Here is a 23,782-nt window from a genome sequence, read left to right as displayed (position 1 = left end):
TTCTGTTAAATTGTACCCGTCATCCGGCAAAAGTGTGAAAAACACATTTATTTGCAAGTCTTATACTGTTAAGAAATATATAACCTTTCCAGATTTACCTCAAAAAAGAAAAAAATGCGTTTAAATTCCTATACAAAAGTTCTAATTCTGTTATTAATAACAATTTCCACATTTTCATTAAGTGCTGCTGAAATCTGGGTTTCTCCACAAGGGAAAGATACTAATACAGGTACGAAATCTAGTCCGCTGGCAACTGTTCAGATGGCCGTGCGAAAAGCCAGAGAACTACGCCGTCTGAAAGATCCATCCATTAAAGACGGAATCCGTATTATTGTAACGAACGGAACGTATTATTTAAACGAACCTTTATTTATAAGACCTGAAGATTCCGGAACAGCCGATAGTCCGACGACCATTGAAGCGGATGCTAATGCCAAACCAATATTAAGCGGAGGTATCGAAATTAAAAACTGGAAAAAATCAACACTTGCCATAAACGGTTTAAAAACAGGAACAATTTGGGAAGCCAACGCTCCTCAGCAGGCAGGTGAAATTATCAATTACCGTCAGTTATGGGTGAATGGCAAAAAAGCAGTGAGAGCCAAAAGTACTGCAGGGACCCAAATGGACAGAATCCTTTCCTGGGATGCAGCAACCGAAACCTGCTGGATTCCTTTCAAAAACAAATCAGTTAAGTTTGAACCGGGAATGGAAATGTTCATCGTACAATGGTGGGCGATTGCCAATCTCCGAATTAAAAATATCGAAATCAAAAAAGACAGTGCGAGACTTTCTTTCGAGCAGCCTGAAAGCCGAATCCAGAGCGAGCACCCCTGGCCGGCTCCGTGGATTTCTAAAAATAACGGAAATTCAGCTTTCTATTTAAACAACGGAATTTCAATGCTGAATGAGCCTGGAGAATGGTTTTTAGACAGAAAAAAAGGTAAAATCTATTACATTCCAAGAAAAGGTGAAGATTTGGCTTCTGCTAAAGTAACTGCACCGGTTTTAGAAAATTTGGTAAAAATGGAAGGTACTTTAGATACTCCGGTACATCATTTTAATTTTAAAGGAATTTCATTCCAATACAGCAACTGGCTTCGTCCCTCACAACAAGGTCATGTGCCTTTGCAGGCGGGAATGTATTTATTGGATGCCTATAAATTAAAAATTTCGGGAACTCCAAATCAGGCGAGTTTAGAAAATCAGGGCTGGGTGGGAAGACCAAGAGCAGCTGTTGAGGTAAATTATGCCAATAATACACTTTTCGAATCTTGTAGTTTTGAACATTTGTCATCTACAGGTTTGGATTTGCACAGAGGAACGAATCACAATATTGTTAAAGGAAATCTATTCAGAGACATTGGTGGCAACGGAATTAATTTGGGTGTTTTCTCCGAAGAATCTTTCGAAGCACATTTGCCTTATACTGTAAAAGATGAAAGAATAGTTTGTTCAGACGAATTGATTTCGGATAACTTAATTACCAACGTAGCCAACGAAGATTGGGGATGCTTGGGAATTGCAGCCGGTTTTATAAAAAATCTGACTATCGAACACAACGAAATTTCGGATGTAGCCTACAGCGGAATTTCAATGGGATGGGGCTGGACATATACTGAAAACGTAATGCGTAACAATAAAATATTGGCGAATAAAATTCATCATTATGCCAAACATTTGCACGATGTAGCTGGAATTTATACACTTTCAGCGCAGGCGGACAGCCGAATTGAAGAAAACTACATAGATAAAGTGTACAACAGTCCTTATGCGCACGATCCATTTTTATGGTTATATCTGTATACCGATGAAGGAAGCCAGGGTTTTACGATTAAAAACAACTGGATTCCGATTCAGAAAATATTAAAAAATAATAATGGTCCGAAAGGAAATATCTGGCAGGATAATTATGCTTTTGTTGATCCAAAAATCAAAGAAAACGCTGGAATACGTGCTCCATACAACAGTTTAGTGGCTAAAGAAGTGGTTGTTGACGAAGCCTGGGGATTACAGGAAATGCCAAAATCGGTAGCCATTGAATTAATTGGAAAAGATCTGGATATCGAAAAAATCAAATCGACGATAAAAGGTTTCCGAATTGTTGGTGAAGAATTGTACCAATGGGAAAATCATCTGGTTATTTACGGATTGATGAATCAGCCTGAAAGAACGAAAAGAAAACTGGCTTTGGCTTTTCCGAAATTGGAAATTAAAATTTACGAAAATCCGGTGTATGATTTTCAGAATTTCGAAAGATGTAAAGAGGCTAAAGTAGCATCCGAATGGGATAATGTCGTACTTACTGCGAATTTAGTAGAAGACGAAAAACTGCAAAAAGAATATGTAGATTACCACACCACCCAATTCGAAAAGTGGCCGGAAATTGCCAAAGGTTTCTGCAATGCCGATTTCCAGCAGTTACAGGTTTTCAAAAACGGAAGGCAATTGATGTTGGTGATCAGTATCCCGAAAGGAGAAAATCTGGATAAACTGAATCCAAAAACAACAGAAAATAATCCAAGAGTAAATGACTGGAATGCCCTTATGAAAAAATACCAAACCGGAATCGAAGGTGCAAAACCCGATGAAACCTGGATATTTCTTAAAAAAGTAGAAACGAAATAAAAGTTAGCCACGAATTCACGAATTATTTTTTTAAAATCTTTGCGATTATTTATTCGAATTAATTCGTAAAGATTTTAAAAAAATAATTCGTGAATTCGTGGCGAAAAAAAATAACTATCAAAAACCTAAAATAAGACCAATGTTAAAAATAGCCATCTTAGGACTTGGAGAAGGACGAAGCACAATGTCGGCCGCTATAGAAAGTTCAGAATTAGAGCTTGTCAAAATATGTGACACAAATGAAGACTTGTGTAAACAAAGAGGCAAAGAGTTCGATTTTCATTCGTACACAACCAATTACGACGATTTATTAAACGATAAATCCATTGACATCATCGCTATTTATACGCCGGACCATCTGCATGCTCAACACGTAAAGCAGGCTTTGCTGGCAGGAAAGCACGTAGTGTGTACCAAACCGTTTATCGATGACCTTTCGGATGCCAAAGAACTATTGGAATTAAGCAAAACAACCGGTAAAAAGGTTTTCATCGGACAAAGTTCAAGATTCTTCGAACCGGCCAAAAGACAAAGAGCCGATTATGAAGCCGGATTAATAGGTGATTTAATTACGATTGAAGCTCAATATCACGCAGACCACAGATGGTTTTTGAAAAAAGAATGGTCATTATTGCAGTCTTTCAAATGGCTGTACGGTGGATTAAGTCATCCTGTAGATTTCATTCGTTGGTATCTTCCAAATATTCAGGAAGTAATGGGGTATGGAATGATCAGCAGTAACGGGGCTGTTGCAGGCTTAAAAAACGAAGATACGATGCATTTTATCTTTAAAGCGACAGATGGCAGAATTGCCCGAGTGAGTGGTGTCTATACTTCGCCAACACAGCCAGCTCAAAGAGACAGTGGAATGAGCACAATTTTAAGAGCAACAGAAGGAGCAAGCCAGGCCGATTATCACGAATTGCGTTATGCGGTTACAGATAAAACCGGAGAAGAAAAAGTAGTTACCTGGGGTGACAGCACTATAAAATATTATTTCCGTTTTGAAGGGCAGAGTCATCACGGCGGCGAATATCAAAATTACTTGGAATATTTTGTGGATAGTATCGAGCAGAATTTTGAAGCCTATCCAAATATGGAAGAAGGCATCGGAACCGTGGCATTATTACAGGCAATGGATAAATCATTACAAACCGGTCTGCCAGTAAAAATTGCTGACGTCCTTAACGAATACGGACTATGAACAGCATCTACGATAAGTTAACGACCTTAGATTTTATGATTGTTGCGGCCTATCTGGTGATTTTATTGGTCATTGGGTATGTGGTGAGCGTGAAGCAAAGCAAGAAGAACGAAACGCTTTTTATGGCGGGAAATTCCTTGAACTGGTACAACATCGGATTCAATATGTGGGGTACAAATGTCGGACCTTCTTCTTTATTGGCTTTTGCGAGTATTGGTTATGCCACCGGAATTGTAGCCGGAAATTTCGAATGGTATGCTTTTGTATTTTTATTGCTTTTAGCAATTGTTTTTGCACCAAGATATATTGCCAGCAAAGTCAGTACAATGCCCGAATATATGGGGAAACGTTATGGCGACAGTACACAGACGATTTTAGCCTGGTATGCGATGGTGAAAATTTTAGTAAGCTGGCTGTCGTTGGGATTGTTTAGTGGAGGAATTTTGGTACGCCAAATTTTGGGAATTCCGATGTGGCAGAGTGTGACAGTTTTAGTGATATTCTCCGGAATTTTTACTTATGCCGGAGGTTTAAAAGCCATTGCCAAAGTTAATGTTTTCCAGATGATTTTATTGATTGTCGTTTCACTTACCTTATCTTATTTAGGTTTGCAACAAGTAGGCGGAATAGAAGCTTTGATTGCCAAAACACCTTCTAATTTCTGGAATTTGGTACAGCCTGCCGATGATGCTCATTATCCGTGGCCTGCTATTTTATTGGGATATCCTGTGGCTGCAGTAGCATTTTTCTGTACCGATCAATCGATGGTGCAGAGTGTTTTGGGAGCTAAAAATCTGGAACAAGGACAATTGGGTGTGAATTTCATAGGCTGGCTAAAAGTAATGGCTTTGCCATTGTTTATTTTACCGGGCATCCTGTGTTCTGTTTTGTTTCCTGAATTGGGTGAAAACTCCGATTTGGCTTATATGACCATGGTGACCAATTTATTCCCAAGCGGAATGAACGGTTTGGTGATTTGTGTCATGATTGCCGTTTTGGTAGGAACAATTGGTTCGTCATTGAATGCATTGAGTACCGTTTTCACGAATGATATTTATGTAAAGAAAATGAATCCGACAGCTTCTATAAAAGAACAGATCAAAATCGGAAGATTGACCATTGGTGCAGGCTGTGTGTTTGCGATCCTGATTGCCATTGCGATTGACAATATCAAAGGACAGAATTTGTTCAACATCTTTCAGGCGGTTTTAGGTTTCCTTGCGCCATCATTATCGGTTGTTTTCTTATTGAGTGTTTTCTGGAAACGCACCACAAAAAAAGCCGTAAACGCTACTTTGTCCTGGGGTTCAGCCTTTAGTTTATTTGTTGGGGTTTTATACTTATGGATTTTTCCAGCCGATAAATACCCGGTTTGGCCACACTTTTTATTGATTTCTTTTTACATTTTTGCTGTGCTTTTAATTGCTGCAGTGATTATTTCATTAACCGATAAAAATCCGGAAGTTAATTTTTCAGATGAAACGGATATTCCGAAAACCAGTAAGCGTGTGAAGATTTTATTCGCTGTATTGGGTCTGGTGATTTTGAGTTTGTATTTGGTTTTTAATGGGAATTAAATAGTATTTATTCAAAACAAAAAAACCTGTTAGATTTTACTCTAGCAGGTTTTTTGTTTTTACTATAACTTAAGGTATGTAGTTTAGTTTTTAATTACTTTTTTAGTAGAATAGCCTGCATTAGTCTCTATAATAAATAGATATTCTCCCCTTGCTAAATGCTTCATTGAAATTTGAGATTGTGTAGTCGTTTCTACTTTTTGTCCTGTCAGTGAGAACACTTCAACTTTTTTCAATTCTGTGTCTGCTGGAACTACAATGTTCAATATATCATTAGTAGGATTTGGATAAATTAATACTAATTTGTTATTTTTTTCAAAAGTATCGTTAGACAATGTACAAGAAGTAATGCTATAACTTGCAGTAGCATCTTTTTTCCAACCAGTATTCGGCGGAGTGGTACTATCTGCTTCAATACATTTAAGATTAGCGTTGCCTGTGGCATCAAAAGTAATTACTTTTTTATTAAACCCGTTTTTAACATTTAATGTTGTCAATTGATTTGAAGTACATTTCAAATATGTCAAAGCTGCATTCTTTGAAACATCTAAATTTTTTAATTGATTTGAGCTACAACCTAATCCAATTAATGCACTATTTTTAGATACATCCAGACTAGATAAACCATTAAAAGAACAACCTAAATTAGTCAATACGCTATTTTTAGATACATCCAGACTAGATAAAGAATTATAAGTACAATCTAAAGCAGTCAATGCTGTATTATTTGAAACATCTAAATTAGGTAGTACATTGGTACTGCAAATCAAACTTTTCAAAGCAATATTTTTTGATAAATCAAGTGATGCTAGACTATTAGAACTGCAATCTAAAGTAGTCAAAGCAATGTTTTTTGATACATCTAATTTCATTAATCCTTTATTGTCATTGTTTGCATCCCCATTATCGCTACAATCCAAATTAGTCAAAGCAATATTTTTTGAAATGTCAAGGCTCATCAAATGATTTGAATCGCATTGCAGTCTAGTCAAAGCAATATTTTTGGAAAGATCCAAAGTTGTCAAAGCATTCGAGCTGCATTCTAAAACTTTAAGTGCCGTGAAATCCTGAATTCCGGTTAAATCACTTATTTTAGTGAAATGACCATTTGCATAGCAATTGATATACAAATAGGTAACATCTTTAATGTTATTTGTGATAACTTTTCCGTCATATTTATCATCAAGGTTCAGTGAAATTAGCGCTTGTTCAAATTGGAAATCCGGAATAAGTGTGTAAATTGTACAATAACTTTCGTTGTAACCTGCAAGGGAATCTTTTTGATCAAACCAATTGCTGTTAGAATAAGTAGCATTGTCTACCTTAATGCAAGTAAGGTATGGGTTTGTTCTAAAATCGACGATGCTTAATAAAGTGTTTTTTCCATTTCTTATATCTACATTGGCAAAATTGTTATTGTTGCCATAAAATGTTTTGAGATTGGTATTTTTGGAAAGATCTAAACTTGTTAATTTATTTTTACTACAATTTAAATCAGTCAATGCAATATTTTTAGAAAGCTCAAGAGTGGTCAAATTATTTAGAGAACAATCTAAAGTTGTCAAATTAATATTATTGGAAACATTCAGTTTTGTTAACTGATTTAATCCACAAAATAAACTCACTAAAGCAGTATTTTGCTCTAAATCAATATTTATTAAGGGATTTTGATAGCAGTTCAGCCACTTCAAAGAACTATTTTGAAAAACATTCAAACTTTTTAATCGATTGTTTTGACAGTTTAGTATTTCTAAAGAGTAGAAGTTCTCAATACCAGTTAAATCGGCAATGGAACCAGACGAAACATCCAGAGAAGTTATTTTCTCAATACTAGCAGTCAGTACTTTTCCATTTTTTCCATCAGTATCAATTCCCAATGCAATCAGTTTGCTCTCAAAATTGGTGTCTGGAATTAATGTGTAAGGGAATAAGCAATCTTTATCATTATATTCTGTTTGAGGGTCTTTGTTACTGATCCAATTGGCTTTTGAGTATAGGGAATTATCTACCAGAATACAAGTTAAAGATGGGTTTACATTAAAGTTAGGATTTATTAATAAGGTGTTTTTTCTGTTCTTTAAATTCAAATTTGATAGTTTGTTGTCATTACAACTTAATGTAGACAAATTAATATTTTCAGAAAGATTAAGGTCTGATATTAGATTTGAACTGCAATTCAGGTCTGTCAATAATACATTTTGTGAAACATCCAAAGTTGTCAATTTATTTGACTTGCAATTTAGTTTTGTCAATTCCAATCTTTCAGAAATGTCAAGGTTTGATAATTGATTTGAACTGCAATCTAAATGGGTTAAAGCAGTATTTTTGGAAATATCCAAATCCGTTAACTGATTTGTGTGACAAATAAGCTCTTGTAAATCCACAAAATCCTGTATTCCTGTTAAGTTTGTAATAGAACTGGAAGATACATTTAACGATGTTACCTTTGTTATATTTGACGTTAATACTTTCCCATCAATAGTACCTGAATCCAGACCAAGACTAATTAATTTATTTTCAAAATTCACATCAGGAATACTGGTATAAAGCGTACAGGAAGTATCCACGTAAGTTGCTGTAGCATCTTTAGCACTATTCCATTTGCTTGCGAAAGCAGCTGCATTATCTACTAGAATGCAAGTCAGATTAGGGTTGTAGGAGCAACTAAAATATGACTTAATCAAATCGTTTCTTCCATTTTTTAAATTTAAATTCAGGAGTTTGTTGCCTCCACAATAAAGGATCTCCAAATTACCATGCTTAGAAAGATCAAGACTGGTTAATTGATTTGAACTGCATTCTAAATAGCTTATTTTTAAGTTTTTAGAGATGTCCAGATTTGTCAGTTGGTTTTGTTCACACGTTAACCAGACTAAATAGGCGTTTTTAGAAAGATCTAAAGATGTTAATTTATTTGACTGACATTTTAAAGAAGCTAAAACTGGGTTTTTAGAAGTATTCAGACTAGTTAGTTGATTTGAATAGCAGTACAAATCATATAAAAAAGCATTGTTAGATACATCCAGATTTTTTAATAGATTAGATTCACATGCTAAAAAGGATAAAATTACATTTTGGGAAACATCCAGGGTTGTTAATTTATTTGAGCCACAAATTAAAGAAGTCAAAGCAAAATTTTGCGTTAAATTCAAACTAGATAAATTGTTTGTTCTACATGATAAGCTTTTTAAAAACAAGTTTTTGCTAAAGTCCAGGTTTTTTATGTAATTGCTATTGCAATTTAAATTAATCAAAGCAACATTTTTTGAAACGTCCAGGCTTCCTAGCGAATTTGAAGAAACATTAAGATCAATTAAAGCTATATTATTTGATAGATCCAAACTTGTCAATCTATTAGAATCACACTTTAAATTTTTTAAAGCTACAAAATCCTTTATACCTGCCAAATTTGAAATCGAAGAGGAAGAAACATCCAGAGAAGTTATTCCAGAAATTCTAGAAGTCAGTATTTTTCCGTTTTTTCCATCATTATCATACCCCAATGCAATTAGCTTGTTTTCGAAATATGCATCGGGAATTAATGTGTATACAGCAACGGCAACACAAGCTGTATTATTATAACTAGTTGTATTATCTTTCGCAGCAAGCCAATTAGCATTGGAATAAGCCACATTGTCAACCAAAACACACAATAAATCTGGATTTGTTTTTAAGTTGAGATTTGTCAGTTTTGTGTTATTTCCATTTTTAAGATTTAAACTATGAAGATTATTTTTTTCACAACGAATACTGTTTAAATTAATGTTTTTAGAAAAATCCAGTGAATACAATTGATTTATAGAGCAATTTAGTGATACTAAAGAGAGATTGCTGGATAAGTCCAATCCTGTGAGGGCATTTCCTGAACAATTAAGATTAGTCAGCGCAGCAAAATCTTTGATTCCCGTTAAATTAAGAATATTGCTGTAGGACACATCTAAAGAAGTTAAAGAAGAAATATTTTCAGTGATTACTTTCCCGTTTTCACCATCTTTATCAATGCCTAATGCAATAAGCTTTTTTTCAAAATTAACGTCAGGAATAGCTGTGTAGGTATAACAGGCTACGTCATTATATTTTGCTGAAAATTCCAGTTTGTCAATCCAATTCGACTCTGAATAAGCTACACTATTAACTAAGATACAAGTCAAATTATAGCTATAGGTACAGTCTATTTCAAAAGTAGGAATGTTTTTTCCTGTTTTTAAGTTTATAGTTTTTAAGAGTGAGCTTGAGTTACATACCAAATCTGATAGAACTTGATTTTTGGATAAATCTAAAGTTACAAATCTGTTATTTGAACAGCTCAAGGATTGTAATGCAATGTTTTTAGATAAATTGAGGTTGGTAATTTGATTGTTACTTACATTCAAATTAACCAAAGCTAAGTTTGTTGATAGATTTATATCTGTCAATCTATTAGATTCACAGCGTAATATCTTCAAGGCTATGTTTTTAGAAACATCAAGGGTTGAAAGTTGGTCTAAACTACAATTTAAATCTGTCAATGCCAAATTCTTAGAAATATCTAAGGTTATCAATGGATTAGAATTAGAGTAAAGGACTTCTAAAGCTATATTTTGACTTAAATCCAGACCAGTTAGTGAATTCGTAGAGCAGTTCAGAGTGGTCAAAGCTAAATTTTGAGTTAAATTTAAAGTTTTTAATGAATTTAAGGAACAATTCAATGTTTTCAAAGAGGTAAAGCCTTCAATTCCAGCTAAATTTGAGATAAATTTACCTGAAACATTTAAACTAGTTATGTTCGTAATATTAGCAGTTAGTACCTGTTGATCCAGTGGACCAGAATCAAGTCCCAGTGCTATCAATGCTTTTTCAAAATTTGCATCGATTATAGCAGTATAACCTGCAGTTGTTTTTTGTGAAGGACTTATAGTCTGAGCTATTGTACTTAAACTAAAAAAAAGTCCTGAAAACAATATTATAATAAAGAGTTTGTTTTTTCTCATCTTCTAAAAATTTATGCGAAAATAATTTATTAATTTGAGAAAATGTTAAAATCTTACTAAATTGATTAATAATATATTGTAAGTTTTTTTTAATGAATTTTTTTTGCTTCTTCTTGCACTATTTTATCCCAACTTCCCCTGCTCGTGCGAGCTTCTAGCTCGTACACACACATTCAATTAAAAATCTCTCAAACATATTTTTAATCATTCCCTCAATTTTAAAAATCAAATTCAATTTGCTCAAAACCATTGAATTAATTCAATATTTTTATAAAAAACCATAAGTACCTTGTGCAGTTCAAACTAACACAAAACTTATGAAAAAAATCTACTATTTTATGCTGTCCCTTTTAGTATCGGGATCAGTTTCAGCAGCTACTTATTATGTAACACCAACCGGAAATGCTTCTAATTCGGGTTCGAGTTTTACTAGCGCTATGAATTTTAAAACCGCTGTTGGCAAAGCTGTTGCCGGAGATGTTATTTTATTACAAGCCGGAACGTATACAATTGCGTATACTGCCGGTGCAAAAAACACTATTTCGTTTACAAAATCAGGAACTTCAGCAAGTCCAATCAAGGTAGAATGTGTAAACAACGGAAGAGCCATTATCGATTTTTCTTTTCCAGATCAGGAATGGGTACAGGATTCGTATGGTTTTAGTATTACAGGTTCTTATTGGAGTTTTAAAGGAATTGCTATTACCAGCGCAGGTTATCAGGGAGCATATGTAACAGGTGCCAATACTATTTTCGAAAATTGTGCTTTTTACAACAATCGTAACACCGGTTTGGAAATTAACAAAGGAGGTTCGAATACCACGGTAAAAAACTGTGATGCGTACAGAAATTATGACCCTAAAAAAAGGGAAGTATGGCTGATGGTTTTGGTCCAAAACAAGAACAGGGACCCGGAAATAAATTCATCAACTGCCGTGCATGGGAAAATTCAGATGACGGATATGATTGTTTTGACAGTACTCAAAAAGTAACTTTCGAAAACTGCTGGGCGATCAGAAACGGTGTAGATGTATGGAATTACGGAGGCTTTACCGGAAACGGAAATGGTTTTAAAGTAGGAGGAAATTCTGTTCCGGCTGACAATGTACTGACCAAATGTGTTGCAATAGGACATCCCAAAAAAGGATTCGATCAGAACAACAATACCGGAAGCATAACAGTATACAATTGTACAGGATTCGGAAACAACATCAACTTTGGTTTTGGGAATCCGGTGCAGTCGGGAAAGAAACATGTTTTTAAAAATAATATTTCATTGTCCGGAACAATTTCTATTTCAAACGCCACCCAGCAAAACAACTCGTGGAATTTAAGTGTGACAGTAAATACTTCTGATTTTACAAGTACCAGTATTTCACTTGCCATCGGAGCCCGACAGTCAAATGGGGATCTTCCAACTAACTTGCCATTCAAATTAGTTCAGGGAAGCGATCTGATTGACAAAGGAACAAATGTTGGTCTTTCGTATTCCGGCAGTAATCCTGATTTAGGTTATTCCGAAAGTAACTTTACAACCGCTAAAAAAATAAATACAGATCTAAATGTGGAAACAATAGAAGATGTTAATTCTGATTTCACATTTAATTATTATCCAAATCCGGTAAAAAACATCCTGACAATAGAATTAGACAGCGAAATGGCAAAAGGCACTTTAATTGAGCTGTTTGATTTGTCCGGTAAATTGATTGTTACTAAAACTGTGAATAGGCAAACAGAAAACTTAAGTTTAGAAAATCTTCCATCTGGAGCTTATATTTTGACTTTAACAACTAATGGAAATAAAATTAGTAAACGTATTATTAAAGATTAAAGGGGTACAATTTTAGTGTTTCACTTTGAAAATTAGATACAAAAAAACAGATAGTTTTCAGTTAGAGAACTATCTGTTTTTTTATGAAATACTGTAAGATTGTTTGCAAAACTTGCTTTAAATGCCAAAAAAGAAACCTTTGCGACTTCGCGACTTTGCGAGATTAAAAAATTAGGCCTTTTTTCGACCTTCAATATTCGGTAAAAAGCCGGTAATAATACCAATCAACGGCAGGAAGGCACAAATTTTAAAAACATATTCGATACTGGTGGCATCAGCAATTTTTCCTAAAACCGCAGAACCCAATCCGCCCATTCCGAAAGCAAATCCGAAAAAGAGACCAGCTACCAGACCCACTTTCCCCGGCAGTAATTCGGTAGCGTAAACCAGAATTGCCGAGAACGCAGATGAAAGTATCAGGCCAATTATTACAGATAAAGTTCCAACCCAGAATAGCGAAACGTAAGGTAATAAAAGCGTAAAAGGCGCAACACCCAGAATCGAAACCCAGATTACATATTTTCTTCCGAAACGATCTCCAATCGGGCCTCCAATTAAGGTTCCGGCAGCAACTGCACCCGAAAATAGAAATAAATAAACCTGCGACTGCTGAATTGAGATATGAAATTTATCAATCAAAAAGAAAGTGTAATAACTTGTAATACTGGCCATGTAGAAATATTTGGAAAAAATCAAAACCAACAAAATAATCAGGGAAACGATTACTCTGTTTTTAGACAAATGATGCGTTTCAATTTTATGCACTGCTTTATTAGCATTTCTTAAAGCCAGATGTTGCGTGTACCAAAGTGCAATTTTATACAAAGCAAGAATTCCGATCAGGGCAATAAGACAAAACCACGCAATATAATTCTGGCCATGCGGAATCACTATAAAAGCCGCTAACAAAGGTCCGATGGCACTTCCGGCATTTCCGCCTAACTGAAAGATAGACTGCGCCAGCCCTTTTTTACCGCCCGAAGCCAGATGGGCTACTCTGGAAGATTCAGGGTGGAAAATAGAAGAGCCGATTCCAATTAAGCTAACCGATAATAAAAGGTAAGTAAAACTCGAAGCAATCGAAACAAGAAATAAGCCAGTCATGGTAAAACACATTCCGATAATCAACGAATAAGGTTTTGATTTTTTGTCGGTATACATCCCCACAAATGGCTGTAGAATAGAAGCAACAATCTGATAAGTAAAAGTGATAATCCCGATTTGAGAAAAACTTAAATTGAAATTTTCCTTCAGTAACGGATAAATGGACGGAACAACAGCCTGTAAAAGATCATTAATTAAATGCGAAAAACTGATGATAAAAAGAATAGAATAAGTAGTTTTTTTGACTATTTCCGAATTGGTTTTAATGGTCTCCATGAGTTATTTTTAGATTATGACAGATTAGAAATGATATCTGCAATTAATTTTTTACAAAGGTGAAAATAAATGATTGTGTCTTAATTACTATATTTGGACAATGAATAACGATGTTCGGACATATAAAGTAGTCGATTTTGGATTTCAAATAAATCCTGAGTTACCCGTTGTCGGTTATACCGAAATGGTAAACGATGCCGTTTGCATATCACATTCTCACCCTCGGGCACAGCTTATTTATGCTACCAGCGGTGTTATGAATGTCGTGGTCAATAATCAGATTTGGGTGGTTAATCCGTTGCAGGGACTTTGGATTCCTGGTGGTTTGGAGCATCAGGTTACATTTCAGAAAGATGTCAATTTGTACAGCATTTTTATTGACCCATCGTTTACGGACGGACTTCCAACTTCTAGCTTTTCTTTTGATATTTCGATATTCCTGAAACAATTGCTTTTTAAAATTATTTCTTTTGGAACTGAAGGGAATCTTACACCTGCAAAAAGAAGAATTATTGACGTGTTTTTAGATGAACTTACCTTAATTGAACCGAGCGCTACTTTCCTGCCTACAACCAATCATGAGAGACTGCAAAAAGTAGTGCAGCTTTTGCTCAATGATGTAGCAAGTAAAAATACGATCGAGTATTATGCTGACATATCTTTTATGAGCAGCAAAACCTTATCCCGCTTATTCATCAAAGAACTCGGAATGAATTTCAGTGATTGGCGTACCCGATTGAAATTACTGGAAGCCATAAAAAGATTAGGCGAAAAGCAATCCATCAAAGAGATAGCGCTCGATTTGGGTTATGAAACTGCGAGTGCTTTTATTTTTATGTTTAAAAAACATTTGGGTACTACACCGGCTAATTATATTTTGGAGGATCAGAAATTATCATAATGCTTAAATTAAGATAATAAGTAGTTCTAATTTCAGATAACTTCTTGATCTGACTGTCCAGACATTTATCTATTTTTAAGTTTACTTTAGGCTTTCATTATTGTATTGTAACTTATGTTTCTAATTGTGTTTTAAAATTCTTTCAAAACAGTAATATTTTGTTAATTTCAGGATGGTACAGGACAGTACAGGTTATGAAATGTGAAAGGAACACTTATCTTTAAACCCAAAATATCTTTTTATGCGAAATCGATTTCTAAATTTTAAAAAATTATTTGTTTTTACAGTTTTATTTTCTTCCGCTATTATATTTGCCCAGGAAAATAAGCCTGCCACATGGATCTGGTATCCAGGAGATTTTGAAGTTTGGTTAAGCAATAAAATGCAAGTTAGACGTACAGAACGCGAAGCCGTATTTCCTCCGCTTTGGCAATATTACAGTCCTTATGCCTTGGTCACTTTTCAGACAGAAGTAGATATTCCAAAACCAGACGATGTAAAAATCTTCTCAGAAGGACCTTTTCAATTACTTTTAGATGGCGTTCAAATTTACGGACAGCCAAAATCAATTACAGTTCCTGCCGGAAAACACAAAATTTCTTTTAAAGTGTACAATCAAGAAGTATTGCCAGCTATTTATATTGCAGGTAATTATGTTAAATCTGATGCTTCATGGAAAGTTACCAACGAAGATAAACTTTGGATTGATGAAACTGGAAAAGCACAACAATCTGGTACGCCTTGGGTTCCTGTTGGTTCTTGGAATTTTAATTCGCCAGAAAATAAACCTTCAGAATTTAAACTAACAACCAAACCTTTAAGTGCTAAAAAAACAGAAAAAATAGGAGCGGGTCAGTTAGTAGATTTTGGTAAAGAAACTTTCGGTTATATTAAAATTCACGGTTTAAAAGGAAAAGGGAAACTAGCATTGTATTATGGTGAATCTCGTGAAGAAGCTTTGGATTCCGCTAAATGCGAAACCTTAGATCATTTATTTTTTGATGGAAAACAGCCTCAAACTTACATACATGACGGATCGAAAGCATTCCGCTATGTTCAGGTACAAGCAGATGCAGGAGTAAAATATGATTCTATTTCGATGCTATATGAATATCTACCATTAGACTATCGTGGTGCATTCAAATCTTCTGATGAGCAATTGAATAAAATTTGGGATGTGTCGGCTTATACGATGCACTTAACCTCTCGTGAATTTTTTATAGACGGAATTAAACGTGACCGCTGGGTTTGGTCGGGCGACGCTTATCAAAGTTATTTAATGAATTATTATTTGTTCTTTGATTCGGCTTCTGTAGAACGAACGTTGTTAGCACTTCGCGGAAAAGATCCTGTAACGGCTCACGTAAATATCATAATGGATTATTCGTTGTATTGGTTTGTAGGTGTTTATGATTACTACTTGCATACGGGCGACACGAAATTCATCAAAACTTTTTATCCAAGAATGAAATCCCTTATGGATTTCTGTTTAGAAAGAAGAAACAAAAACGGATTCCTCGAACCATTAGAAGGCGACTGGGTTTTTATTGACTGGGCAGATGGATTGCCAAAAACGGGCGAGGTTAGTTTTGAGCAAATGCTTTTAGCGAGAAGCCTTGAAGCGATGGCGGTAAGTGCAGCAATAGCTGGTAAAACCGAAGACCAAAAGCAATATCAAAAATTGGGTGATGACTTAAAAACCAAATTATTTGATGTGTTTTGGGATAAAAAAGAAAACGTAATGAAACACCAGCGTATCGATGGAAAAATTCAAAATATTGTAACCAGATACGCTAATATGTTCGGTATTTTCTTCAATTATTTTACTGAAGAACAAAAGCAAAGCGTAAAAAATAAGGTATTACTGAACAAAGATATTCTTCAAATCACAACACCCTACATGCGTTTTTATGAGTTGGAAGCCTTGTGTGCCATGGGCGAACAAGATTATGTACTGAAAGAAATGAAAGATTATTGGGGTGGAATGCTGAATGAGGGTGCAACATCTTTCTGGGAAGAATACAATCCAAATAAAAAAGGAACAGAGCATTTAACAATGTATGGCCGTCCTTACGGGAAAAGCCTTTGCCACGCCTGGGGTGCAAGTCCGATTTATCTACTAGGAAAATATTATTTAGGCGTAAAACCAACTGCTCCGGGTTATTCAGAATATGAAATTAAACCAAATTTAGGAGGTTTAAAATGGATGGAAGGAAAAGTGCCAACACCAAACGGAGAAGTTGCCGTGTATTGTAACACTAAAGAAATCAAAGTAAAAGCAGGCGAAGGAGAAGGAAAATTGATTTTTGAAAGTGCCAGCAAACCTAAAACAAACTCGGGAACCATTACAGAATTAGCAAAAAATAAATATCAATTGATTGTAAAACCTAATTTAGAGTATAAAGTGAGTTATAAAGCGATTTAGTAATTAGTGATTAGTTCCTAGTAATTAGTAATTAGCCGCTAGTTGATAACGTCTAGTTTGTCATTCCGACGAAAGAGGAATCCCACTCGTAACCACAAAGATTATCACGTACAGTTTGTCATTTCGACGTAAGGAGAAATCTTCGCAAGTAGCTCCGCACCAAATGTCGCCAATCTTTGTAGAGTTTCTCGCGAAGATTTCTCGTTCCTCGAAATGACAAGATCGGAGAAATTTAGAAGTCAATAAAAAAACAAAAAACCAATGTTTTCAAAAAACACAAAATACAATTTCAAGTTAAAAACCGCTTTCATAATGCTGTTAACTGTTTGCATACAAGCCACAGCACAAAATACCGCATGGAAATCAGCATCATTTGAAATTGTAAAATCCAATTACAAAACATTCAAAACCACACAATACGCTCATGTGTTTTCAGGAAGCAAACACAATATTGTTCGTTTAGCCCCAGAATTAGAAGGTTTAACAGGCGTTGAACTTCCTTTAGAAAAATATAAAAACGGAACTAATGTTCCATTACAATTAAAATTTAAAGAATCAGTTCAGGTTTTAATTGGTGTTTTTAAGGAAAAAAACAGTGAGGAATATTTTCAATTTAAAGATAACGAAAATGCCAAGTTGATTATTGAAAATGGAATTACTATAACAGGTCTTCCATCTGTAGACATTTATGCAATGTCTTTTTCAAAAGGATCATTTAATTTAAAAAGCAAAGGATTATTTGCCTTTTTAGGAGTTGTAAAAGCCTCAGAAAAATTTGAACCAAGAAATGCCAATTTTCCAGACGGAAAACTCTGGAATCCAACTTTTATCGTTGAAGGATTTTCAGATGAAAAACCGCTTTTCGAAGTTATCGGCGGAGAAAATAAACCCGTTATCGATGAAGGAATGTATGGAACAGAAGGCATTCAGGGAGGTTTTGAAGGAGGACGTGTGGTAAAAGTTGGCGATACGTATCATATGTTTCCAACCGAAAGAGCAGGAGAAAAAGGTGTTGATTATTATTACGATCGTGTAAAAACAAAAATAGGGCATTGGACAAGTAAAGATGCTATTCATTGGAAAAGAGAATCAACCATTTATCAAGCAAGTGGAACTTACGCCGTTACAGAAGATGATAATCCGATGAATGATCGTCGTGCAGCTATTTGGTCTTATATGCCAGTTTTCAATGAAAAAGCAAACAAATGGTACGGCTATTATTTGGCTTATACGGTAAGTAAAGAAATAGAACCAAATCATTCATTCGGAAGAATCTGGCGTTGTGAATCAACTGTAGACGGAATCAACGGAATTGGAGGGCCTTATAAAGATATGGGAATCATTATGGAACCCGGATTAGATTCTCAGCCTTGGGAAGGACGTCAGGGTGTTGCTTCGTTTTTTCCATATAAAGTGGGCGATAAATACTTCGGATTTTACAGTGGTGCTTATCCGTTCAATTCATGGGCAGATTATCCGAAGAAATCAGGAAAAGGCTGGTTTGTGGCTTTAGCCGAATCCAAAAGTTTAGAAGGCCCTTGGTTGAGAATGAATAAAGGTTTGGAACCCATTAAAACCATGCATCCGCTTTTTGTTGAAAATCCAATTGTAAGTCAATTGCCAAACGGAATGTATATCGCGATTTTCGACGGTGGTCCAGACGGCTGGGGACATCATTTACCGAATATGATTGCGTATTCATTATCAGCAGACGGAATTAATTGGGCTGAAGCGCATTATCTTCCAATAGAAACCAAAGTTGATAAATGGTGGGATATTATGAGAACGCCTTTGTGTTTAATCCAAGAAGGGAATGACGTTTACACCATAGTATATAATGCAATCGATCTGAAAAGAAGATTTCACCCAACAGGAATGGTAAAAGTAAAATTGAATAAAGACGTGATGGATTCTAAATTAAAAGAGTTGAAGAAATAAAAGAGAGTGGGGAGAAGAAAGATGCAAGAAGCAAGATACAGCAAGATTTTAGAGTATAGAAAATAGAAACTTTGCGACTCTGCGACTTTGCGAGATTAAATCGTTCTAATACAAAAACTTAGTCCCGATAGCTATCGGGATATCGCCTTCGCGGCAAAAAAACATAAAAATGAAAATTAAATATCTAATCCTAACCATTTCAGCACTTGCCATAACAAGTTGTGCAACTAAATACAAGAAAAGAGAAATCACCGAAAATGTAATGCAGGAGATTTACGAAGAAATCAAAACGCCTTATAAATACGGTTTGGTGATGGTTCCCACAGACAACTCATACAAAATGGATTGCCCGAGTGTATTTAGAAAAGACGGAAAATGGTACATGACGTATTTAATTTATGACGGAAGAGGTTACGAAACCTGGTTGGCAGAAAGCGACAATCTATTAGATTGGAAACATCTAGGAAAAGTAATGTCCTTCTCAGAAAATGAAAAACATTGGGATGTCAATCAAAAAGCTGGATATATTTCGTTGCAAGATCCAACGTGGGGCGGAAGTTACGAATGGGAAAAATACGATGATAAATACTGGATGAGTTATTTTGGCGGAGACAGTAAAGGTTACGAAGCAGGTGTTTTGTCTATCGGAATGGCGTATACCAAAGAAGCGCCGACAAAACCGCACGAATTTCAAAGATTAGAAAATCCGGTTTTAACACCAAAAGACAAAGACGCTAGATGGTGGGACAATAGTACGATGTACAAAAACAGTGTGATTCGTGATAAGGATAAATTGACAGGACACAATTTTATCATGTATTACAACGCCCGTGGCGATAGTATCAATCCTGCAAAAGGTGCTGAACGTATTGCAATGGCAGTATCAAACGATATGAAAGAGTGGAAGCGTTATGGCGACAAACCATTAATTAATCATCATAAAGGAATTTCGGGTGATGCTTATATTCAGCGTATTAATGATACTTGGGTAATGTTCTATTTTGGAGCTTTTTGGACGGGTTGGAATCAAGGTGCATTTAACCGTTTTGCCGTTTCGAATGATTTAGTAAACTGGACCGACTGGAAAGGCGACGATTTAGTTAAATCCTCTGAACCTTACGATGATATGTTTGCGCATAAATCATTTGTGGTAAAGCATGATGGTGTAGTCTATCATTTTTATTGTGCCGTTAACAAAGCAGAACAAAGAGGAATCGCCATTGCAACGTCTAAAGATTTAGGAAAAAGTAAATTGAATTTTGTGGCACCGCCGGAGAAAAAGAAGAAATAGTTATGAGTTATGAGTTATGAGTTGAGTTATGAAATACCTTAATACTCACAACTGAAATGACTCCGTTAGGAGGCGCTGGTCGGTAGAAAAAACAAATTATCGCATAGAAAATTTTGTCCCATAGGGACAATTGAATCAATTAATAATGAAATACAATATAAAACCAATGTTTACATCAAAATCAAAATACAATAATCCATTTTTCAGATTACGATTTTTGACGTATGCATTTTACATTTTACTATTCACAACTTACACGCAGGCACAATCCGTAACAGGAGAGCCAGCGGGAGTTCCAGAATTACACAAAAAATACAAATTTGCTCCGTGGGAAGATCCAACAATTACGAGCATCAACAGACAGCCTTCAAGAGCAACTGCTTATTCGTACGCAAGTGTAGAAGATGCTTTAAAAGGCGACAGAACCAAAAGTAGAATCCAGATGCTAAACGGCGATTGGGATTTTAAATATGCTGTAAATCAGAAAGAAGCTTCAAAAGATTTCTATAAAAATACCGTTTCAGGCTGGGACAAAATCGAAGTGCCTTCTAACTGGGAAATGAAAGGTTATGATAACCCCATTTACAAAAGCGCCGTTTATCCGTTTAGACCCATAAATCCGCCTTATATCCCTAAAGATTATAACGGAGTTGGTTCTTACCAAAGAAGTTTTACCGTGCCGGAAAACTGGAAAGATATGACCGTAACTTTACATTTTGGAGCCGTAAGTTCAGGTTTTGAAGTGTGGTTAAACGGAGAATTTTTAGGATATGGAGAAGACAGTTTTCTACCATCAGAATTCGATATTACACCCTATTTAAAAGCGGGAGAAAATGTAGTTTCAGTTCGTGTAATCCGTTGGACAGATGGCTCTTATTTAGAAGATCAGGATCACTGGCGTATGAGCGGTATCCAGCGCGAAGTTTTCATTATGGCCGAGCCGAAATTACGCATTCAGGATTTCTTTGTTCAAACGAAATTAGACAAACAATATACAGATGCGATTTTCAAACTTCGTCCAAAAGTGGAGAATTTGACAGGAGAAAAAATAAAAGATTATACGATGAATGTTCAACTGTACGATGCCAATAATACGGCAATGTTCAAAGAACCGCTTCAAAGACCTGTGATTGATTTAATCAACGAAAGTTATCCTCGTTTGGATAATGTACGTTTCGGATTCTTTCAGGAAACCATCAAAAATCCAAAAAAATGGAGTTCAGAGGAGCCGAATTTATATACGATGGTGATTTCTATAAAAGATAAAAATGGAAATGTTACAGAAGCCAAAAGCTGTAAAGTTGGTTTCCGTTCCATTGAATTTTCGAAAGAGAATGGCAAAATGCTCATTAACGGAAAAGAAACTTATGTGTATGGCGTAAACCGTCACGATCATCATCCGACAAGAGGGAAAGCGGTTACGAGAGAAGATATAAAACAAGATATCACCACGATTAAAAAGTTCAATTTCAATTTTATACGTACAAGCCATTATCCAAACGATCCCTATTTCTACGAATTATGCGATCAATACGGAATCATGGTAATGGACGAAGCGAATCAGGAAACACATGGAATTGGCGGGAAATTAAGCAACGATCCGCTTTGGACAAATGCTTATATGGAACGAATGATCCGAATGGTCGAAAGAGATAAAAACCATCCATCCGTCGTGATGTGGAGTTTAGGAAACGAAGGAGGAAAAGGACCAAATCATGCTGCAATGTCGGGCTGGGTTCACGATTTTGATATTACACGTCCAGTTCATTATGAACCAGCGCAGGGAAATGCCAAATTAGACGGTTATATCGATCCGCTTGATTCAAGATATCCCAAAACAATTGATCATGCATATCGATTCGAAAATCCGCAGGATGATTCCTATGTCGATATGGTCAGCCGTTTTTATCCGGGCGTTTTCACACCGAAATTTTTAGTTGATCAAAAGAAAGATACTCGTCCGATTATCTTCGTTGAATATTCGCATGCCATGGGAAATTCAGTTGGAAACTTAAAAGAATTATGGGATGAATTCCGTTCGCTTCCAAGAGTTATTGGAGGCTGTATCTGGGAATTTAAAGATCAGGGGATCGTGAAATTTGATTCCAGATCTGGTCAGAATTATTTTGCTCACGGAGGCGATTTTGGCGAAAAATACCACGACGGAAACTTCAATACAAAAGGAATTGTAGATTCTAACGGAAAACCAAAAGGTTCCATTTTTGAAAATAAATGGGTGTATCAGCCAGCGATTTCGACTTTAAACGGAAATCAATTGGAAATCAAAAACCGTCAGGCGGTTAAATCATTAGAAGGTTATATTCCAGTTTTAAAAGTATTAGAAAACGGAAACGTAATCAAAACTCAAATTTTAAAACCATTAAAAGTAGAAGCAGGACAATCAACAACTTTAGATATCAGTTCTTATCTGCCAAAAATGAAACCCGATGCCGAATATATTTTAAATATAGAATTCCAGCTTTCAAAAGAGGAACTTTGGGCTTCAAAAGGTTACGCTGTCGCGGAAGATCAATTTCTGTTGAAAAAGAAAGAAGTCGTTTCTCCAGAATCTAAAAAAGAAACACTCAACGTTTCTGAATCAGATTCCGATTTCAAAATCAAAGGAAAAACATTTGATATTACGATTGGAAAAACAAACGGAGCTTTGAGTTCGTATATTTTTAACGGAGAAGAACAAGTTTTTGCACCGCTATTACCAAACTTTGCAAGACCACTTACGGACAATGATAAACGTGGATGGAAATCGCAAAAGTTGTTGAAACAATGGTACAAAGCAAAACCAAAATTGGTTAACATTTCAATTGATAAATCAGCTTCGGATATTAAAATAACAAGCGATTACGAAGTTATAAAAGACAGTGCGAGCGTAAAAGTGGTCTATAATATTTTACCAAACGGATTAATAAAAGTAGATTACAGTTTAAAAGCATCAAACAAACTGCCGAACATTCCAAAAATCGGAATGCAGATGGGAGTTCAAAGAAAATTCGACCAAATTTCATGGTACGGAAAAGGGGAATTAGAAAATTACAGTGACAGAAGTTTTGGTTCGTTTGTTGGGAAATATTCGCTTCCAATAAATGATTTTATCGAACATTATCCAAAACCACAAGAAAATGGAAACCGATGTGATGTGAGATGGATGGCGCTTACAACTCCGCAGAAAAACAACGGGTTTTTAGTAGTAAACGATACCAAAGTCCTAAGCATGAGCGCATGGCCATACACACAGGAAAATTTAAGTTCTGCAAGTCATACATACGATTTGAAAGATCCAGGATTTTTGACGGTAAATATTGATTTACTTCAAATGGGAGTTGGAGGAAACGACAGCTGGACGATTGTAGCACAGCCATTGGAACAATATCAGATTAAATCTGGAGATTATGAGTACAGTTTTTATTTGACGCCTTTTAGTGGTTCGAAGAATGAATTAGAAAGTAGTTTAAAGAAATTTAAATATTAGATTACGATTTATCCTAACAGGTTTCCAAAACCTGTTAGGTGTTTTGTATTTTATAGATAAAGTGTATTTTAAGTATAGTAAAAGTACAGTTTGTCATTTCGACGTAAGGAGAAATCTTCGCAAGAAACTCCACAAAGATTGGACTTTCGT

At 35.4% G+C, this 23,782-nt stretch carries 12 protein-coding genes; 10 read left to right on the top strand and 2 right to left on the bottom strand.

What is annotated here, in order from left to right; all coding sequences use genetic code 11:
• The first annotated feature begins 114 nt into the window (after positions 1–114).
• From P5P89_RS06650 to P5P89_RS06640, 3 genes are all read left to right on the top strand, one after another.
• Positions 115–2,628, top strand: a complete 2,514-nt coding sequence (locus tag P5P89_RS06650; RefSeq protein ID WP_278011257.1) for an L-rhamnose mutarotase — start codon at positions 115–117, stop codon at positions 2,626–2,628.
• A gap of 139 nt (positions 2,629–2,767) precedes the next feature.
• On the top strand, positions 2,768–3,832 hold the full coding sequence (locus tag P5P89_RS06645; protein ID WP_278011256.1) for a Gfo/Idh/MocA family protein: 1,065 nt from the start codon (positions 2,768–2,770) through the stop codon (positions 3,830–3,832).
• Entirely contained in the window at positions 3,829–5,409 is a 1,581-nt protein-coding gene (locus P5P89_RS06640; RefSeq protein WP_278011255.1) for a sodium:solute symporter, read from the top strand. The genes P5P89_RS06645 and P5P89_RS06640 overlap by 4 nt, the downstream gene beginning before the upstream one ends.
• Before the next feature lie 83 nt (positions 5,410–5,492).
• Here the strand turns inward: P5P89_RS06640 and P5P89_RS06635 are convergent, their stop codons facing one another.
• On the bottom strand, positions 5,493–10,379 hold the full coding sequence (locus P5P89_RS06635; protein WP_278011254.1) for a T9SS type A sorting domain-containing protein: 4,887 nt from the start codon (positions 10,377–10,379) through the stop codon (positions 5,493–5,495).
• Positions 10,380–10,696: 317 nt separating this feature from the next.
• Between P5P89_RS06635 and P5P89_RS06630 the strand changes: the two genes are divergently transcribed.
• Together P5P89_RS06630 and P5P89_RS06625 are read left to right on the top strand one after the other, a co-directional pair.
• Entirely contained in the window at positions 10,697–11,371 is a 675-nt protein-coding gene (locus P5P89_RS06630; RefSeq protein ID WP_278011253.1) for a right-handed parallel beta-helix repeat-containing protein, read from the top strand.
• Entirely contained in the window at positions 11,254–12,210 is a 957-nt protein-coding gene (locus P5P89_RS06625; RefSeq protein WP_278011252.1) for a T9SS type A sorting domain-containing protein, read from the top strand. The genes P5P89_RS06630 and P5P89_RS06625 overlap by 118 nt, the downstream gene beginning before the upstream one ends.
• Positions 12,211–12,381: 171 nt before the next feature.
• On the opposite strand, the gene P5P89_RS06620 is transcribed toward P5P89_RS06625, so the two are convergent.
• Positions 12,382–13,590: an MFS transporter gene (locus P5P89_RS06620; RefSeq protein WP_278011251.1), complete on the bottom strand. Its 1,209-nt coding sequence runs from the start codon at positions 13,588–13,590 to the stop codon at positions 12,382–12,384.
• A 100-nt stretch (positions 13,591–13,690) separates the two neighbouring features.
• On the opposite strand from P5P89_RS06620, the gene P5P89_RS06615 reads away from it, so the two are divergent.
• The 5 genes from P5P89_RS06615 (at position 13,691) to P5P89_RS06595 (ending at position 23,632) form a co-directional block, all read left to right on the top strand.
• Positions 13,691–14,491 carry an AraC family transcriptional regulator gene (locus P5P89_RS06615; protein ID WP_278011250.1) on the top strand — a complete coding sequence of 267 codons (801 nt, stop codon included), beginning with the start codon at positions 13,691–13,693 and terminating at the stop codon, positions 14,489–14,491.
• 241 nt (positions 14,492–14,732) lie between these two features.
• Complete coding sequence (locus P5P89_RS06610) at positions 14,733–16,916, top strand: alpha-L-rhamnosidase-related protein (protein WP_278011249.1); 2,184 nt, start codon at positions 14,733–14,735, stop codon at positions 16,914–16,916.
• Positions 16,917–17,177: 261 nt separating this feature from the next.
• The gene (locus P5P89_RS06605; RefSeq protein WP_278011248.1) at positions 17,178–18,854 is read left to right on the top strand and encodes a glycoside hydrolase family protein; all 1,677 of its coding nucleotides are present in this window, start codon (positions 17,178–17,180) and stop codon (positions 18,852–18,854) included.
• 169 nt (positions 18,855–19,023) lie between these two features.
• Positions 19,024–20,145 carry a glycoside hydrolase family protein gene (locus P5P89_RS06600; RefSeq protein ID WP_278011247.1) on the top strand — a complete coding sequence of 374 codons (1,122 nt, stop codon included), beginning with the start codon at positions 19,024–19,026 and terminating at the stop codon, positions 20,143–20,145.
• A 145-nt stretch (positions 20,146–20,290) separates the two neighbouring features.
• Positions 20,291–23,632, top strand: coding sequence for a glycoside hydrolase family 2 TIM barrel-domain containing protein (locus P5P89_RS06595; protein WP_278011246.1), 3,342 nt, complete (start codon positions 20,291–20,293; stop codon positions 23,630–23,632).
• Positions 23,633–23,782: the final 150 nt, after the last annotated feature.

Source organism: Flavobacterium gyeonganense (genome assembly GCF_029625295.1).
Lineage (GTDB): Bacteria > Bacteroidota > Bacteroidia > Flavobacteriales > Flavobacteriaceae > Flavobacterium > Flavobacterium gyeonganense.
This window is presented reverse-complemented; position numbering and strand designations above follow the sequence as displayed.

Bases quoted from the DNA above. Each gene is read 5' to 3' on its own strand.
- P5P89_RS06625 (WP_278011252.1), top strand. From the start codon at position 11,254: ATGGCTGATGGTTTTGGTCCAAAACAAGAACAGGGACCCGGAAATAAA.
- P5P89_RS06615 (WP_278011250.1), top strand. From the start codon at position 13,691: ATGAATAACGATGTTCGGACATATAAAGTAGTCGATTTTGGATTTCAA.
- P5P89_RS06645 (WP_278011256.1), top strand. From the start codon at position 2,768: ATGTTAAAAATAGCCATCTTAGGACTTGGAGAAGGACGAAGCACAATG.
- P5P89_RS06650 (WP_278011257.1), top strand. From the start codon at position 115: ATGCGTTTAAATTCCTATACAAAAGTTCTAATTCTGTTATTAATAACA.
- P5P89_RS06610 (WP_278011249.1), top strand. From the start codon at position 14,733: ATGCGAAATCGATTTCTAAATTTTAAAAAATTATTTGTTTTTACAGTT.
- P5P89_RS06605 (WP_278011248.1), top strand. From the start codon at position 17,178: ATGTTTTCAAAAAACACAAAATACAATTTCAAGTTAAAAACCGCTTTC.
- P5P89_RS06600 (WP_278011247.1), top strand. From the start codon at position 19,024: ATGAAAATTAAATATCTAATCCTAACCATTTCAGCACTTGCCATAACA.
- P5P89_RS06620 (WP_278011251.1), bottom strand. From the start codon at position 13,590: ATGGAGACCATTAAAACCAATTCGGAAATAGTCAAAAAAACTACTTAT.
- P5P89_RS06635 (WP_278011254.1), bottom strand. From the start codon at position 10,379: ATGAGAAAAAACAAACTCTTTATTATAATATTGTTTTCAGGACTTTTT.
- P5P89_RS06640 (WP_278011255.1), top strand. From the start codon at position 3,829: ATGAACAGCATCTACGATAAGTTAACGACCTTAGATTTTATGATTGTT.
- P5P89_RS06630 (WP_278011253.1), top strand. From the start codon at position 10,697: ATGAAAAAAATCTACTATTTTATGCTGTCCCTTTTAGTATCGGGATCA.
- P5P89_RS06595 (WP_278011246.1), top strand. From the start codon at position 20,291: ATGAAATACAATATAAAACCAATGTTTACATCAAAATCAAAATACAAT.